We start from the raw sequence: 15,493 nt of genomic DNA on the forward strand, positions 1-15,493 counted from the left end.
CCGTCGATGTCCCAGCCAGCCGGGCCGGGTCTGCCTCAGCCGAAACGGCCGGTGATGTAGTCTTCGGTTTCCTTGCGCGACGGCTTCACGAAGATCTGGTCGGTCTGGCCGAATTCCATCAGTTCGCCCAGGTACATGTAGGCCGTGTAATCCGAGCAGCGGGCGGCCTGTTGCATGTTGTGGGTCACGATGACGACGGTGTAGTCGTTCTTCAGTTCGGCGATCAGTTCTTCGATCTTGGCGGTCGAGATCGGGTCCAGCGCCGAACACGGTTCGTCCAGCAGCAGCACTTCCGGCTTGATGGCCACGCCGCGGGCGATGCACAGGCGCTGCTGCTGCCCGCCCGACAGGCTGTTGCCGCTCTGGTGCAGCTTGTCCTTCACTTCGTTCCAGAGCGCGGCCTTGCTCAGCGCCCACTCCACACGCTCGTCCATCTCGCCCTTGGACAGGCGCTCGAACAGACGCACGCCGAAGGCGATGTTGTCGTAGATGCTCATGGGAAACGGCGTGGGCTTCTGGAACACCATGCCGACCTTGGCGCGGATCAGCGAAATATCGGTCTTGGCGGTCAGCAGGTTCTCGCCGTCCAGGATGATTTCGCCTTCGGCGCGCTGGCCCGGGTACAGCTCGAACATGCGGTTGAAGGTGCGCAGCAGCGTCGACTTGCCGCAGCCCGACGGGCCGATGAAGGCGGTGACCTTCTTCTCCTGGATCGACATGTTCACATTGCGGATCGCATGGAACTTGCCGTAGTAGAAGTTCAGGTTCTTGACCTCGATCTTGTTCTTGACGGCGGTAGCGGTGTTTTCCATTTGGTTTCCCTAGGTCCGGCGCGTCTGGCGCGCCGGCAAAGCGATCTTTACTTGCGGAACATGTTGCGGGCGATGATGTTGATGCCCAGCACCAGCAGCGTAATCAGGGTAGCCCCGGCCCAGGCCAGGTCGTTCCAATCCTTGAAGGGGCTGGCGGCGTATTGGTAGATCACGACCGGCAGGTTGGCCATCGGGCCGTTCATGTTGGTCGACATGAACTGGTTCGACAGCGCCGTGAACAGCAGCGGCGCGGTTTCACCCGAGATACGGGCAATCGCCAGCAGCACGCCGGTGATGATGCCGGTCTTGGCGGCGCGATAGCACACCAGCGTGATCATGCGCCACTTGGGGCAGCCCAGCGCCGCCGCGGCTTCGCGCAGGCTGTTGGGCACCAGCAGTAGCATGTTGTCGGTGGTGCGCACCACCACCGGGATCACCAGAATGGACAGCGCGATGGCGCCGGCCCAGCCGGAATAGTGCCCCACCTGCGCCACGTACACGGCATAGATGAACAGACCGATGATGATGGACGGCGCCGACAGCAGCACGTCGTTCAGGAAGCGCGTGGCCGGCGCCAGCCAGCCGCGCTGGCCGTATTCGGCCAGGTAGGTGCCGGCCAGGATGCCGACCGGCGTGCCGATCAGCGTGCCCACGCCCGCCATCATCACGCTGCCGAAGATGGCGTTGATCAGGCCGCCGGTCTGTCCCGGCGGCGGCGTGATCTCGGTGAAGAGTGTGTACGACAGCGCCGGCGCGCCCTTGGTCAGCAGTGTCAGAATGATCCAGAACAGCCAGAACAGCCCGAACACCAGCGTGCCCAGCGAGATGGTCAACATGATGCGGTTGACCACGCGGCGCCGGCGATACACGCCGTTCTGCATATTGAGTACGGATACAGCCATGTTCTTTTCCTTGGGCTCGCGGCGCGTCAGGTTTTCTTGCCTTCGCCGGCGGACAGGCGAACCAGCAGCATCTTGGCCAGGGCCAGCACGATCGTCGTGATCAGGAACAGGATCAGGCCCAGTTCCAGCAACGCCGACTTCTGGATGCCGCCCGCTTCGTTGAATTCATTGGCCAGCGCCGAGGCGATCGAGTTGCCCGGCGAGAACAGCGAGCCGGACCACTTGAAGGCGTTGCCGATCACGAAGGTCACCGCCATGGTCTCGCCCAGCGCGCGGCCCAGGCCCAGCATGATGCCGCCGATGACGCCGGACTTGGTGAACGGCAGCACCACGCGCCACATCACTTCCCAGGTCGTGCTGCCCAGGCCGTAGGCCGATTCCTTCAGCATGGCCGGCACCAGCTCGAACACGTCGCGCATCACTGCCGCGATGAACGGGATGATCATGATCGACAGGATCAACCCGGCTGTGAAAATGCCGATGCCGAACGGCGGCCCGGCGAACATGCCGCCGATGATCGGCACGCTGCCCAGCGTGGCGATCAGGAACGGCTGCACATACTGCTGGAACACCGGCACGAAGACGAACAGGCCCCACATGCCGTAGATGATGGACGGGATGGCGGCCAGCATTTCGACCGCGGTGCCCAGGGGACGGCGCAACCAGGTCGGCGACAGTTCGGTCAGGAAGATCGCGATGCCGAACGACACCGGCACGGCGATGATCAGCGCGATGGCCGACGTCAGCAGCGTGCCGATGATGGGCACCACGGCGCCGTAGTTCTGTTTGACGGGGTCCCAGTCGTTCAGCCACAGGAACGACAGACCGTACTTGGCCAGCGATTCGCGGCTGCCGTAGATCAGGGAGATAAGAATCGCCGCCAGCAGAATGAACACCAGGAAGGCGAACAGGCGGGTCAGGTTCTTGAACAGCGCATCCATCAGCGCGTTTTTATTTTGCTTCATAGGCGAAGGCGTGCCGGTAGTCACGGAGTCCGCCACGCTGGGCGAAAGCGGCACACTATTATCCATTACCGCGCTCATGGATGGACTTTCCTTAGGAAACCTGGGGGGAAACTACGAGAGGATCCGGGAGACCCGCCTCGGCGTCCGGATATCCGGACGCCGAGGCGGCGGGCAGATCCCGGCGCGGGGCGATGCCGCCGCGCCGGGGTTCCGCTTTACTTCCAGACGGCCTTGCCGTCGGCTGCCTTGACTTCGCCCCAAGCGGCGCGAATTTCCTTGGTCACGGCTTCCGGCAGCGGCACGTAGTCCAGGGCTTCAGCCGACTTGGCGCCATTCTTGAAGGCCCAGTCGAAGAATTCCAGGACAGCGCGGCCTTGGGCGGGCTTGTCTTGCGACTTGTGGATCAGGATGAACGTCGCGGCGGTCACGGGCCAGGAATCGGCGCCCGGCTCGTCGGTCAGCACCACGCCCATGCCAGGCGCGCTCTTCCAGTCAGCGTTGGCGGCAGCAGCGGCGAAGGCCTTCTGCTCCGGCTGGACGAACTTGCCATCTTTGTTCTGCAGCTGCGTCCAGGCCAGCTTGTTCTGCTTGGCGTAGGCGTATTCCACGTAGCCGATCGAGTTCTTCAGCTGGCCGACGTAGGCGGCGACGCCTTCGTTACCCTTGCCGCCTTGACCCACGGGCCACTTGACGGCCTTGCCTTCACCGACTTGTTCCTTCCACTCCGGCGAGACCTTGGACAGGTAGTTGGTCCAGCCGAAGGTGGTGCCCGAGCCGTCCGAACGGTGCACGACGATGATGTCGGCCGACGGCAGCTTCAGATCCGGGTTCAGCGCCTTGATGGCGGCGTCATCCCACTTCTTGACCTTGCCCAGGAAGATTTCGGCCAGGACCTTGCCCGACAGCTTCAGCTTGCCCGGTTCGATGCCGTCGATGTTCACCACGGCCACGGTGCCGCCGATGACGGCCGGGAACTGCAGCAGACCGTTCTTGTCCAGGTCGGCTGCCTTCATGGGATCGTCCGAGGCGCCGAAATCGACGGTCTTGGCGATGATTTGTTGCTGGCCGCCGCCCGAACCGATCGACTGGTAGTTGACCGCGTTGTTGGTGGCTGCCTTGTAGTCCGACGCCCACTTGGCGTAGACCGGGTACGGGAACGATGCGCCGGCGCCGGTCACATCGGCGGCCTGGACGGCAAACACGGCGGCGCTCAGCGCGACACCCAGGGAAACTTGTTTGAAGACACGTTTGAACATCTTGGTTCCTTCTGTGCTCGTTAGAGGAGTCTTGGCAGGCTTTCTACTGCCTGTCTTTCAGCGACCCTCGCATCTTAGAAGTCCAACGTGACAAGATAGTGACAGTCACAATCCCCCCCCCGGAGCGCTGCGCGCTTCCCCCCCAGGGGGGCGCCGGTGGCGGACCGGCGGAGCCGGATCCGCGCGGCCTTGCTTGGAAGGGGTTGCCTCGAAAGCGGGGTTTTGCTTGCGGAGAGGAATACCCTCCGAGCGCTGCGCGCTTCCCCCCAAGGGGCGCCGTGCCTCGAAGGCGGGGTTTTGCTTGTGGGAAATGGGGGCGGATAGGGGCTAAGGGACAGATCCCCTGCCCCGCCGGGGCTAGACGCCCAGCTTCTGCATCAGGTACTGATGCAGGTTGAAAGGTTCGCGGCGGCTCTTTACGCGGGTGTAGTCGCCGTCGGCCTGTTGCTGCCAGGCCAGTTGATTGTCGCGCAGGGCAAAGGTGAAGGCTTCGTCGATGACGCGCTTCTTGAGCGTCTTGTCATAGATCGGGAAGGCGATTTCCACCCGGCGGAAGAAATTGCGGTCCATCCAGTCGGCGGACGACAGGTAGACGGTTTCCTCGCCGTCGGCGTAGAAATAGAAGACGCGGGAATGCTCCAGGAAGCGGCCCACGATGGAACGCACCCGGATGTTCTCGGACAAGCCCGGCACGCCCGCCCGCAGCGCGCAGACGCCGCGCACGATCAGGTCGATCTTCACGCCGGCCTGGCTGGCCTTGTAGAGTTCTTCGATGATCTGCTCTTCCAGCAGCGAGTTCATCTTGGCCATGATGCGCGAGCGCTTGCCCGCCTTGGCCGCCCGCGCCTCGGCGCGGATCAGTGACACCATGCCTTCGTGCATGGTGAACGGCGACTGCATCAGCGCCTTGAGCGAGCGGCGCGCGCCCAGGCCGGTCAGTTGCGCGAACACCTTGTCCATGTCCTCGCACAGCTTGGGGTCGGCGGTCAGCAGGCCGAAATCGGTGTACAGGCGCGCGGTGCGCGGGTGATAGTTGCCCGTGCCCAGGTGCGCGTAGCGGCGCAGGCGGCCCTTTTCGCGCCGCAGCACCACGGCCATCTTGGCGTGCGTCTTGTGCGCCACCACGCCGTAAACGACGTGGGCGCCCACCTCTTCCAGCTTGGAGGCCCAGTTGATGTTGGTCTGCTCGTCAAAGCGCGCCATCAGCTCCACCACCACCGTCACTTCCTTGCCGGCGCGCGCGGCGGCCAGCAGGATCTTCATCAGCTCGGAATCCTCGCCGGTGCGGTAGATGGTCTGCTTGATGGCCATCACGTCCGGATCCAGCGCCGCGGCGGTCAGGAAATCGATGACGGGCTGGAACGACTGGTACGGATGGTGCAGCAGGCGGTCTTGTTCGGCCACCGCCTCGAACAGGTCGGACGGCTTGTCGCCGACCCGGTCGAACGGCGCCGGCAGCGGCGCGCGGTAGTCAGGGAACAACAGATCCGGGCGGTCGGGCGAATTGCACAGCTGCATCAGGCGCGACAGGTTGACCGGGCCCGGCACGCGGTAGGTGTCCTCGGCCTTGAGCGAGAATTCGCGCTGCAGGAAGGTTTCCAGCTCGACCGGCGTCAGCTTGTCGATTTCCAGCCGCACCGCGGCGCCGAAATTGCGCTGCGACAATTCGCCCTGCAGGGCGTGGCGCAGGTTGGTGACTTCTTCCTCGTCCACGAACAGGTCGCTGTTGCGCGTCACGCGCCACTGGTAGCAACCCAGCATTTCCAGGCCCGGGAACAGCTCGCCGACGAACGCGCGCAGCAGCGAGGTCAGCAGGATGAAGCCCTCGGGGTGGCCGGACAGCTCGGGCGGCATCTTGATCAGGCGCGGCAGCGCGCGCGGCGCCTGTACCACGGCAATCGATGCCTGCCGGCCAAAGGCATCGGCCCCGGACAGCGACACGATGAAATTCAGGCTCTTGTTGTAGACCCGCGGGAACGGGTGCGCCGGATCCAGCCCAATCGGGGTCAACAGCGGCATCACGTCGCGGTTGAAGACCTCGCGCGCCCATTCCTGCTGCTCGGCATTCCACTCGGAGGCATGGTGCAGCGTAATGCCCTCGGCCTGCATGGCCGGCAGGATCTCGTCGTTGAGCAGGGCATATTGCCGCCCTACCAGCTCGTGCACCGCCTGCTGGACGTTCTCGAACGCCTGGTCCGGCGTCATGCCGTCCGGCCCCACCAGATTGGGCGATTGGCGCTGCTGCTCTTTCAGGCTGGAAATCCGGATTTCGAAGAATTCGTCCAGATTGGAGCTGACGATACAGACGTAGCGCAGGCGCTCGAGCAAAGGCGTCTTCGGATTTTCCGCCATCGCCAGCACGCGTTCGTTGAATTTGAGCAGCGACAACTCGCGATTCAGGAGCAAGGGCTCGGCGGGCGGGCGTGTGGTCATACCGGATTCCATACGTAGGGAGAGCGTGGAGTTTTACTGCAAAAGGGTGACGGTTCTATGACACTGCGCCAAATGCGTAGCGTACGACAAAACCGGGACGCATAGCGCCCCCGTCCGCCCGCGCCAAGCAGTTGTTCCATAAGAGAAAACCCGCAGCGGACGGCGCTGTCATATGGGGTCTCTATAATCAGGCCACCTCAAAGCCAATATTGACGAGCCGCATGGATCAACTTCTGGCCGCCGTGGACCTCGGGTCCAACAGCTTCCGCCTCTCCATCGGACGCATCGTTCAGCAGGACGGTACGCCCCAGATCTACCAGATTGATCGCCTCAAGGAAACCGTCCGGCTCGCCGCCGGCCTGGACGCCGAAAAGCGTCTCGGCGACGACGCCATCGAGCGGGCCATCGCCGTGCTGGAACGTTTCGGCGACCGCCTGCGCAGCTTCCACCCGAACCGGGTGCGGGCCGTGGCGACGAACACGTTCCGGGTCGCGCGCAACACCCGCGACTTCCTGCCCCGGGCCGAAGCCGCCCTGGGCTTCCCGATCGAAGTCATCGCCGGCCGCGAAGAGGCTCGCCTGATCTTCTCGGGCGTGGTCCACACCCTGCCCCCGTCGCCCAACAAGCGCCTGGTGATCGACATCGGCGGCGGCTCCACCGAAGTCATCATCGGCAAGGGCCACGAACCCGGGCTGATGTCGTCGCTGTACATGGGTTGCGTCAGCTACAGCCGCCAGTTCTTCTCGGACGGCATCGTCGATGCCCACCAGATGAAGCTGGCCGAACTGGCCGCCCGCCGCGAAATCGAAGTCATCGCCAAGCAGTACCGCAAGACCGGCTGGAAGGAAGCCTACGGCTCGTCGGGCACGGCCAAGGCGCTGTTCGCCATCCTGACCGAAGGCGGCCTGTCCGACCGCGGCATCACCCGCGCCGGCCTGAGCAAGCTGAAAGACCGCATCGTGCGCGCCGGCCGGGTGATCCCGTCCGAGCTGCCCGGCATCAAGGTCGAGCGCGCCGACGTGCTGCCCGGCGGGCTGGCCATCATGAGCGCGCTGTTCGACGAGCTGGGCATCGATGTCATGCACACCGGCGACGGCGCCTTGCGCCTGGGCGTGCTGTATGACCTGCTGGGCCGCGACGACGAGCACGACAAGCGCGACGAGTCGGTGCGCCAGTTCATGAAGCGCTATCACGTCGACGTCAACCAGGCCCGCCGCGTCCACCACGCCGCGCTCAGTCTGTTCGACGCGATGATGCCCGAAGGCCCGGAACGCACCGAATTGCGCGTGGCGCTGGGCTGGGCCGCCGATCTGCACGAAGTCGGCCTGTCCATCGCCCACAACGCGTATCACAAGCACACTGCCTACGTGCTGGAAAACGCCGACATGCCCGGCTTCTCACGCGCGGACCAGCAATTGCTGGCGCTGCTCGCGCTGGGCCATCAAGGCAAGCTGGGCAAGCTCGAACCGCTGGTTCGCACGCGCGCCCAATGGATGGCCATCCTGAGCCTGCGCCTGGCGGTGCTGCTGTTCCGCCGCCGCGGCGAAATCGAACCCCTGCCCCTGACGGCCTCGGTGCGCAATGATTCGATCGTGGTGCGCGTCAGCCGCGATTGGCTCGCGCAGCATCCGCTCAGCGACTTCACGCTGCGCGCGGAAGAAGCCGAGTGGTCGAAGGTGGGATTCTCGTTCGAACTGCTGGAATTTTGATGCCGGCCGCGGCCGGGGCCACGCCCCGGCCGTGCTGCCCAAGATCAGCCGGCAATGCTAGAACGGCAACAGATCCGTCTGCCGTTCCAACTGCTTGAGTTCCAGACGGAAAGGCCGCGTGGCCCGCCGTATCAGTTTGATCTTCATACGGCGGAGCAGGCGGCGCATGATGGATCAGCGCTGGCCGTTGGCCGCGGGTTGGTCCAGGCCGAAATGGCGGCGGTAACGCTCGTCCATGCCGTCCATCTTCAACAGCACCGGAAAATCGGCGGCATTGAAATCCGGGTCCCAGGCGGGTTCGCCGCAAACCGTGGCGCCCAGCTTCAGGTAGCCCTTGATCAGCGGCGGCACACGGGCCGGCAGCGTGCTGTTCAGCTTTTCCACCGGGTAGCGGTGCAGCGGCGTCACTTGCGGCTGGCCGTCTTTCGGCAATTGCTTGGAGATGGTGCGCCACACTTCCGCGGCCGTCACGCCGTCGTCGCGCAGGCTGACGCTGGCGCAGCCCAGCACGTACTGGTAGCCGCCGCGGCGCAGGTATTCCGCCAGGCCCGACCACAGCAGCATGATGACCGCGCCGTTGCGGTAGTCGGCATGCGTGCACGAGCGGCCCACTTCCACGAGTTCGTCGCGAATGGCGCCCAGGCCGGACAGGTCGAATTCGGATTGCGAGTAGTAGCCGCCCGCCTCGCGCGCCTTTTCAGGCGTGAGGATGCGGTAGGTTCCCACGACACGGCCGGTATCGAGCTCGCGAACCATCAGATGCTCGCAAAAGGGGTCGAAGCGATCGTGCTCGATCCCATCCTGGGCATCCGGGAAAACCACGCCCATGTCTTCGGTGAAGACGTCGTAGCGCAGGCGCTGGATTTGTTCGATTTCCTCGGCCGTGCGCGCCAGGCCGACCACCAGTACCCTGGCGGCGGGTCCCGTCCACGGTTCTGCGGCATTACGGCTTGGGTTGATGCGTGCTAGTTCTAGCATTGCGCGAAGCTCCTAGAGAGTCCGGTCAGTTTGGACGCCCTGTATGTCAATGACTTGACCAATATGTTACGTGACTATGAAGTTTAGTTCGGAGCAATGCGGCCCAATTCCTGCAAAGCTCGACAAATCTATACAGAAAAATACTTAATGTTCACAAACAATGGCCACTCATCGCAAAACGATGAATGGCCATGTTCGATCCAAGCAAAAAAAGGCCTATTGCAGACTGGCCGCCAGCTTTTCAGCAGACGCCACGGCCAGGGCCTCGTCCTCGGCCTCGACCATCAGACGCAGCTTGGGCTCGGTGCCCGAGGCACGGATCAGGATCCGGCCGCGGCCGGCCAGTTCGGCCTCGACAGCCTTGCGCGCCGCGGTCAGGCCCGGATGCGTTTTCCAGTCCTGCCCCGGGGCCAGCGGCACGTTGATCATCTTCTGGGGATACATGCGCAGGTCCTTGACCCACTCGGACATCGACACCTGGTTGCGGCGCAGCGCGGTCAGCACCTGCAAGGCCGCCACGATGCCGTCGCCGGTCGAGTGGCAGTCCAGGCACAGCAGGTGGCCGGAGCTTTCGCCGCCATACAGCCAGCCGCGCGACTGCATCTGCTCCAGCACGTACCGGTCGCCTACGTTGGCGCGCTCGAAGCCCACGCCCAGGCGCTCGAGCTCGCGCTCGAAGCCGAAGTTGGTCATCAGCGTGCCGACCACGCCGTCCACCTGGCCGCGCTGCATGCGCTCGCGCAGGATGGCATAGAGCAATTCGTCGCCGTTATAGATACGGCCGTCGCCGTCCACCATCTGCAGGCGGTCGGCGTCGCCATCCAGGGCGATGCCGACCTGGGCGCCGCGCGCCTTCACTTCCTTGGCGAGCAATTCGGGGTGCAGCGCGCCCACGCCCTTGTTGATGTTGAAACCATCCGGATGCACGCCGATGGCATGCACTTCGGCGCCCAATTCACGGAAGACGTGCGGCGCGATGTTGTAGGCGGCGCCGTGAGCCGCGTCCACCACGATCGTCATGCCGTTCAGGTCCAGATCGTTGGGGAACGTGCTCTTGCAGAATTCGATATAACGGCCCTGAGCGTCCGACATGCGGCGCGCGCGCCCCAGCCCTTCGGAGCTGACGCAACCGAGCGGCTCGTCCAGCGCGACTTCGATGGCGGCTTCGATCTCGTCGGGCAGCTTCATGCCCTGGGCCGAGAAGAACTTGATGCCGTTGTCCTGGTAAGGATTGTGGGACGCGCTGATCACGATGCCGGCGACCAGGCGCAGCGCGCGGGTCAGGTAGGCCACGGCGGGGGTGGGAATCGGGCCGGCCAGCAGCACGTCGATGCCCGCGGCCGACAGCCCGGCTTCCAGGGCCGATTCCAGCATATAGCCGGAAATACGCGTGTCCTTGCCGATCACGACCTGCGGGCGGCTGCCGCCGCGCACCGCGTGTTCGCGGGCCAGCACGCGGCCGGCGGCGTAGCCCAGGCGCAACGCGAATTCGGCGTTGATCACCGGACCGCCGACTTCGCCACGGACACCATCGGTACCAAAATACTTGCGTCGAATCATGAAGTAATCGCTCCTTGTTCTGCCGCGTGCCAAACCTTGAGCGCGTCGACCGTGGCCGCCACATCGTGCACCCGCACGATGGACGCGCCACGGGCCACACAGGCCAGGGCGGCGGCAATGCTGCCGGGCAGCCTGTCGCCTACCGGCCGGCCGGTGGCCTGGCCGATCATGTTCTTGCGCGACAAGCCGATCAGCAATGGATAACCGCTGCTGCGCAGGCTGGACAGCCGGCGTAGCAATTGGAAGTTCTGGTCGGCGGTCTTGCCGAACCCGAAACCGGGGTCCAGCACGATGCGCCGAGGATCGATCCAGGCCGCGCGCAGCTTTTGCGCGCGGGCCCCCAGGAAGAGCCCGATCTCGCCGATCAGGTCCGAATATTCGGGCGGGGCCGCCTGCATGGTGCGCGGCTCGCCTTTCATGTGCATGACACACAGCCCGCAGCGCGATTGCGCCACGGCCTCGACCGCGCCGGGCTGCCTGAAACCGTAGATATCGTTGATCATGTCGGCGCCGGCATCCAGCGTGGCGCGCATGACCTCGGGCTTGAAGGTGTCGATGGACAGGGGCACGCCGCAATCGCGCAGCGCCTCGATCACGGGCAGCAACCGGTCCAGTTCGTCGGCCACCGATACCGGATCCGCCCCGGGACGCGTGGATTCGCCGCCCAGGTCCAGGATCTGGGCGCCTTCCTGGATCAGTCGGCGCGCATGCGCCACGGCGGAATCGGTGTCGTCGTGCTGGCCGCCGTCGGAAAAAGAGTCCGGCGTGACATTGACGATGCCCATGACAAGCGGGCGCTCGAGATCAAACTCGAAGCGCCCGCAAAGGAAGTTATTTGCCATAACTCAGGACGGAAGACCTCAGACTGCGGCTGCCGTGCTGCCGCCTGCGGCCAAGCCGGTCGGGGGCGTGTCGGGGGTATCCGACGGGCCCTGCGGCGTCTTCGGGGGACGCGGGGGGCGGCCCTCGATGATGTCGTTGATCTGGTCGGCGTCGATGGTTTCCCATTCGAGCAGCGCGGCGGTCATGACTTCGACCTTGTCGCGGTTTTCTTCCAGGATCTTGCGCGCCACGCCGTATTGCTCGTCGATGATGCGGCGGATCTCGGAGTCCACCTTCTGCATGGTGGCTTCGGACATGTGCGTGGTCTTGGTGACGCTGCGGCCCAGGAAGACTTCGCCTTCGTTCTCGGCGTAGACCATGGGACCCAGTTCGTCGGTCATGCCGTAGCGCGTGACGATGTCGCGGGCGATGGCGGTAGCGCGTTCGAAGTCATTCGAGGCGCCGGTCGTCATCTGGTCCATGAACAGTTCTTCGGCGATACGGCCACCGAACAGCACGGCGATGGTCGACAGCAGACGGCTCTTGTCCATGCTGTAGCGATCGGTCTCGGGCAACTGCATCGTCACGCCCAGCGCACGGCCGCGCGGGATGATGGTGACCTTATGGACCGGGTCGGTCTTGGGCAGCAGGCGGGCAACGATGGCATGGCCGGACTCGTGGTACGCGGTGTTCTTGCGTTCCTCTTCGGGCATGACGATCGAGCGGCGTTCGGCGCCCATGATGATCTTGTCCTTGGCCTTTTCGAAGTCGGACATATCCACCGTGCGGCCATTGCGGCGAGCGGCGAACAGCGCGGCTTCGTTGACCAGGTTGGCCAGGTCGGCGCCCGAGAAACCGGGGCAGCCGCGCGCCAGGATGGTCGCGTCGACGTTGGGCGACAGCGGCACCTTGCGCATGTGGACCTTCAGGATCTGCTCGCGGCCGCGGATATCGGGCAACGGCACCACGACCTGGCGGTCGAAGCGGCCCGGGCGCAGCAGCGCCGGGTCCAGCACGTCCGGACGGTTGGTGGCGGCGATCACGATGACGCCCTGGCCGGATTCGAAGCCGTCCATTTCCACCAGCATCTGGTTCAGGGTCTGTTCGCGTTCGTCGTTGCCGCCACCCAGGCCGGCGCCGCGCTGACGACCCACCGCATCGATTTCGTCGATGAAGATGATGCAGGGCGCGTGCTTCTTGGCGTTTTCGAACATGTCGCGCACGCGGGCCGCGCCCACGCCGACGAACATTTCAACGAAGTCCGAACCCGAGATGCTGAAGAACGGCACCTTGGCTTCGCCGGCGATGGCCTTGGCCAGCAGCGTTTTACCGGTACCAGGCGAGCCGACCATCAGCACGCCGCGCGGAATGCGTCCGCCCAGCTTCTGGAACTTGCTGGGGTCGCGCAGGAAGTCGACCAGTTCCTGGACGTCTTCCTTGGCTTCATCGCAGCCAGCGACATCGGCGAACGTGATCTGGTTGGTGTTTTCGTCGAGCATCCGGGCGCGCGACTTGCCGAAGCTGAACGCGCCGCCCCTGCCGCCGCCCTGCATCTGGCGCATGAAGAACACCCACACGCCGATCAACAGCAGCATGGGGAACCACGACACGAAGATGCTCATCAGCAGCGATTGCTCTTCGCGCGGCTTGCCGGACACCTGCACGCCATACTTGAGCAGATCGGAGACCATCCAGAGGTCGCCCGGCGAGGTCAGGGTGTAGGCCCGGCCCGCGTCGGGGGTGACGTAAAGCACGTCGCCGCCGGGGCCGCCTTGCACGTCCACCTTGCGGATACGTCCCGCCTTGGCGTCGTCCATGAACTGCGTGTAGGTCACGCCGTCCTGGGTCTGCGCGCGTCCGTCGAACTGCTTGAAGACCGTGAATAGCACCAGGGCTATCACCATCCAGACGGCGACTTTCGAAAATGAATTATTCAAGGTCGATCTCCTGCTTTCGATTCCGACCGGCGACCGCGCACCCGCATATGGCACAGTCACAAGTATGTCAATAGCCCATTCTACCCTGTTGGACCGGGTTGCGTCCTGGGAACAGCCGGGGCCTCTAAATTACGTCTGATTCGTGATTTTGCTGGTCGTTGTCTCGGCAGGCCGGCCACGCCGGGCCAGCAGGTTTCTTCTGACCGGAGCACGGAGCCCCGGCGCGGGTTATTTCAGATCGCGGGCAACCAGAAAGGTTTCGGAGGACTTGTCCCGCGATGCCTTCGGCTTGCGCTCGACCACCCGTTTGAAGTGCTGCTTGAAGGTTTGCACGATCTGCGAAAAGCCGGTCCCGTGGAAAGCCTTGACGATCAGCGCCCCGTTGGGCTTGAGGTGAGCGCAGGAAAACTCCATCGCCAGCTCGCATACGTGTTGAATGCGCGCGGCGTCGGCGATACCCACGCCTGACAAGTTGGGGGCCATATCGGAAATTACAAGGTCTACCGCGTGCGAGCCGACCATGTCTTCCAGTTGTTTCAAAATGTCATCCTCGCGGAAGTCGCCGAGGATGAATTCGACGCCCGCCACGGGTTCCATGGGCAGCATGTCCAGGGCGATGATGCGCCCGTCCACGATGCCGCCTGGGCCCGCCAGGCGCTCGCGCGCCACTTGGGACCAGCTGCCGGGCGCCGAGCCCAGGTCGATGACCAGGTCGCCCCGGCGCATCAGTTTCTCGGTGTCGAGGATCTCGATCAGTTTGAAGGCGGCGCGGGCCCGGTAGCCCTTCTGTTGCGCCATCTTCACATAGGGATCGTTGATGTGCTGGTGAATCCAGTCTTTAGAGAATTTATTCTTGGCCATTACCGTACAATTCCACGCATGCCTATATTAGAACTTACCTCTCGTGAGCGCAGCGACCTTCGGTCCGCCGCTCACCCTCTGCGCCCCGTCGTCCTCATCGGCGACAATGGCCTGACCGAAGCCGTGCTCAAGGAAATCGACCTGGCACTCGCATCCCACGGCCTGATCAAGGTCCGCGCCGGCGGCGACGACCGTGAGGCCCGCGATGCCATGCTGTCGACCATCTGCGACACGCTGTCCTGCGCCCCCGTGCACCACCTGGGCAAGACCCTGATTCTGTTCCGCCCGCTGGCCGGCAATATCAAGCCCGCCGCGCTGGCCGCCATGGAACCGGAACGCCCGGCTTCCACCAAGCGCCGCGCTTCCGAGCCGCATACGCCCAAGAAGCTGGCCGCCGAAGGCAAGACCCTTGCCAAGCGCCCGCGCCGTTCCGAGACTGAAGAGCCCAAGCAGGCCAAGACCCGCTTCGTGCCCCAGGACCAACTCAACAAGAACGGCAAGCCGATGCGTCCCAGCAACAAGAAGACGGCTTCCAGCGGCCACGGCATTCCTCGCCGCGCCGGCAGCGCGCTCAGCCTGCGGGCCGGGGCACGCAGCGGCACCAGCCGCAAATCGTCGCCCAAGAGATAGTACCCGGGCACAAAAACGGGCGCTTTACGCGCCCGGTCCACCATAGCGTTCCGCCTTCTTGCCGCGGAAATCCTGACGAACGCTACGTTCTGGCTATGGTGTTTTGCTGATGTTACCGCTAAGAGCAGGCGTCAGATGTAACGCACGCCCAGGACTTCGTATTCGCGAACGCCAGCCGGGGCCTTGACCTCGACCACATCGCCTTCGCTTTTGCCGATCAGCGCACGGGCCACGGGGCTCGACACGGAGATCAGGTTCGACTTGATGTCGGCTTCAACGTCGCCGACGATCTGGTACGTCACACGGTCGCCGGAGTCCAGGTCTTCGATGTCGACGGTGGCGCCGAACACGGCGCGGCCTTCGGCCTCGAGGGAGGACGGGTCGATCAGGTGAGCATTGGAAAGCGTGCCTTCAAGCTCGGCAATCCGGCCTTCGATAAAACCTTGGCGCTCGCGAGCCGCATCGTACTCGGCGTTTTCCGACAGATCGCCCTGCGCGCGCGCTTCAGCGATAGCGTTGATGACGGCGGGACGTTCCACGGTTTTCAGCCGCTGGAGCTCTTCTTGCAAGCGCTCGGCCCCGCGCACGGTCAAAGGAATGGCAGACATGTCGTTTCCCAAACAAAAGT

General features: G+C 64.2%; 13 protein-coding genes. 2 read left to right on the plus strand and 11 right to left on the minus strand.

Annotated features, from left to right (window positions below):
- Nucleotides 1–35: 35 nt before the first annotated feature.
- The 5 genes from pstB to ppk1 all read right to left on the minus strand — a co-directional run bounded on the left by pstB (nt 36) and on the right by ppk1 (nt 6,368).
- Nucleotides 36–812 carry a phosphate ABC transporter ATP-binding protein PstB gene (gene pstB, locus A9974_RS24895; RefSeq protein ID WP_006221056.1) on the minus strand — a complete coding sequence of 259 codons (777 nt, stop codon included), beginning with the start codon at nt 810–812 and terminating at the stop codon, nt 36–38.
- Between the two features lie 47 nt (nt 813–859).
- Nucleotides 860–1,714, minus strand: a complete 855-nt coding sequence (gene pstA, locus A9974_RS24900) for a phosphate ABC transporter permease PstA (protein ID WP_183006859.1) — start codon at nt 1,712–1,714, stop codon at nt 860–862.
- Between the two features lie 26 nt (nt 1,715–1,740).
- Complete coding sequence (gene pstC / locus A9974_RS24905) at nt 1,741–2,757, minus strand: phosphate ABC transporter permease subunit PstC (protein WP_175194411.1); 1,017 nt, start codon at nt 2,755–2,757, stop codon at nt 1,741–1,743.
- Between the two features lie 137 nt (nt 2,758–2,894).
- Nucleotides 2,895–3,935: a phosphate ABC transporter substrate-binding protein PstS gene (pstS, locus tag A9974_RS24910; protein WP_183006860.1), complete on the minus strand. Its 1,041-nt coding sequence runs from the start codon at nt 3,933–3,935 to the stop codon at nt 2,895–2,897.
- Between the two features lie 357 nt (nt 3,936–4,292).
- Nucleotides 4,293–6,368, minus strand: coding sequence for a polyphosphate kinase 1 (ppk1, locus tag A9974_RS24915; RefSeq protein ID WP_183006861.1), 2,076 nt, complete (start codon nt 6,366–6,368; stop codon nt 4,293–4,295).
- 221 nt (nt 6,369–6,589) lie between these two features.
- Between ppk1 and ppx the strand changes: the two genes are divergently transcribed.
- On the plus strand, nt 6,590–8,077 hold the full coding sequence (gene ppx, locus A9974_RS24920) for an exopolyphosphatase (RefSeq protein ID WP_183006862.1): 1,488 nt from the start codon (nt 6,590–6,592) through the stop codon (nt 8,075–8,077).
- Between the two features lie 174 nt (nt 8,078–8,251).
- Here the strand turns inward: ppx and A9974_RS24925 are convergent, their stop codons facing one another.
- The 5 genes from A9974_RS24925 to A9974_RS24945 form a co-directional block, all read right to left on the minus strand.
- The gene (locus A9974_RS24925; RefSeq protein ID WP_183006863.1) at nt 8,252–9,055 is read right to left on the minus strand and encodes a GNAT family N-acetyltransferase; all 804 of its coding nucleotides are present in this window, start codon (nt 9,053–9,055) and stop codon (nt 8,252–8,254) included.
- A 216-nt stretch (nt 9,056–9,271) separates the two neighbouring features.
- Nucleotides 9,272–10,615 carry a phosphoglucosamine mutase gene (gene glmM / locus A9974_RS24930; RefSeq protein ID WP_183006864.1) on the minus strand — a complete coding sequence of 448 codons (1,344 nt, stop codon included), beginning with the start codon at nt 10,613–10,615 and terminating at the stop codon, nt 9,272–9,274.
- On the minus strand, nt 10,612–11,457 hold the full coding sequence (folP, locus tag A9974_RS24935) for a dihydropteroate synthase (protein WP_183006865.1): 846 nt from the start codon (nt 11,455–11,457) through the stop codon (nt 10,612–10,614). The genes glmM and folP overlap by 4 nt, the downstream gene beginning before the upstream one ends.
- A gap of 18 nt (nt 11,458–11,475) precedes the next feature.
- Nucleotides 11,476–13,374, minus strand: coding sequence for an ATP-dependent zinc metalloprotease FtsH (gene ftsH / locus A9974_RS24940; protein WP_183006866.1), 1,899 nt, complete (start codon nt 13,372–13,374; stop codon nt 11,476–11,478).
- Between the two features lie 228 nt (nt 13,375–13,602).
- Nucleotides 13,603–14,235, minus strand: coding sequence for an RlmE family RNA methyltransferase (locus tag A9974_RS24945; protein ID WP_183006867.1), 633 nt, complete (start codon nt 14,233–14,235; stop codon nt 13,603–13,605).
- A gap of 18 nt (nt 14,236–14,253) precedes the next feature.
- Between A9974_RS24945 and A9974_RS24950 the strand changes: the two genes are divergently transcribed.
- On the plus strand, nt 14,254–14,865 hold the full coding sequence (locus A9974_RS24950; protein ID WP_175194398.1) for a YhbY family RNA-binding protein: 612 nt from the start codon (nt 14,254–14,256) through the stop codon (nt 14,863–14,865).
- 131 nt (nt 14,866–14,996) lie between these two features.
- On the opposite strand, the gene greA is transcribed toward A9974_RS24950, so the two are convergent.
- Nucleotides 14,997–15,473 carry a transcription elongation factor GreA gene (gene greA / locus A9974_RS24955; protein WP_025139566.1) on the minus strand — a complete coding sequence of 159 codons (477 nt, stop codon included), beginning with the start codon at nt 15,471–15,473 and terminating at the stop codon, nt 14,997–14,999.
- Nucleotides 15,474–15,493: the final 20 nt, after the last annotated feature.

Source organism: Achromobacter sp. UMC71 (assembly GCF_014170305.1).
GTDB lineage: Bacteria > Pseudomonadota > Gammaproteobacteria > Burkholderiales > Burkholderiaceae_B > Achromobacter.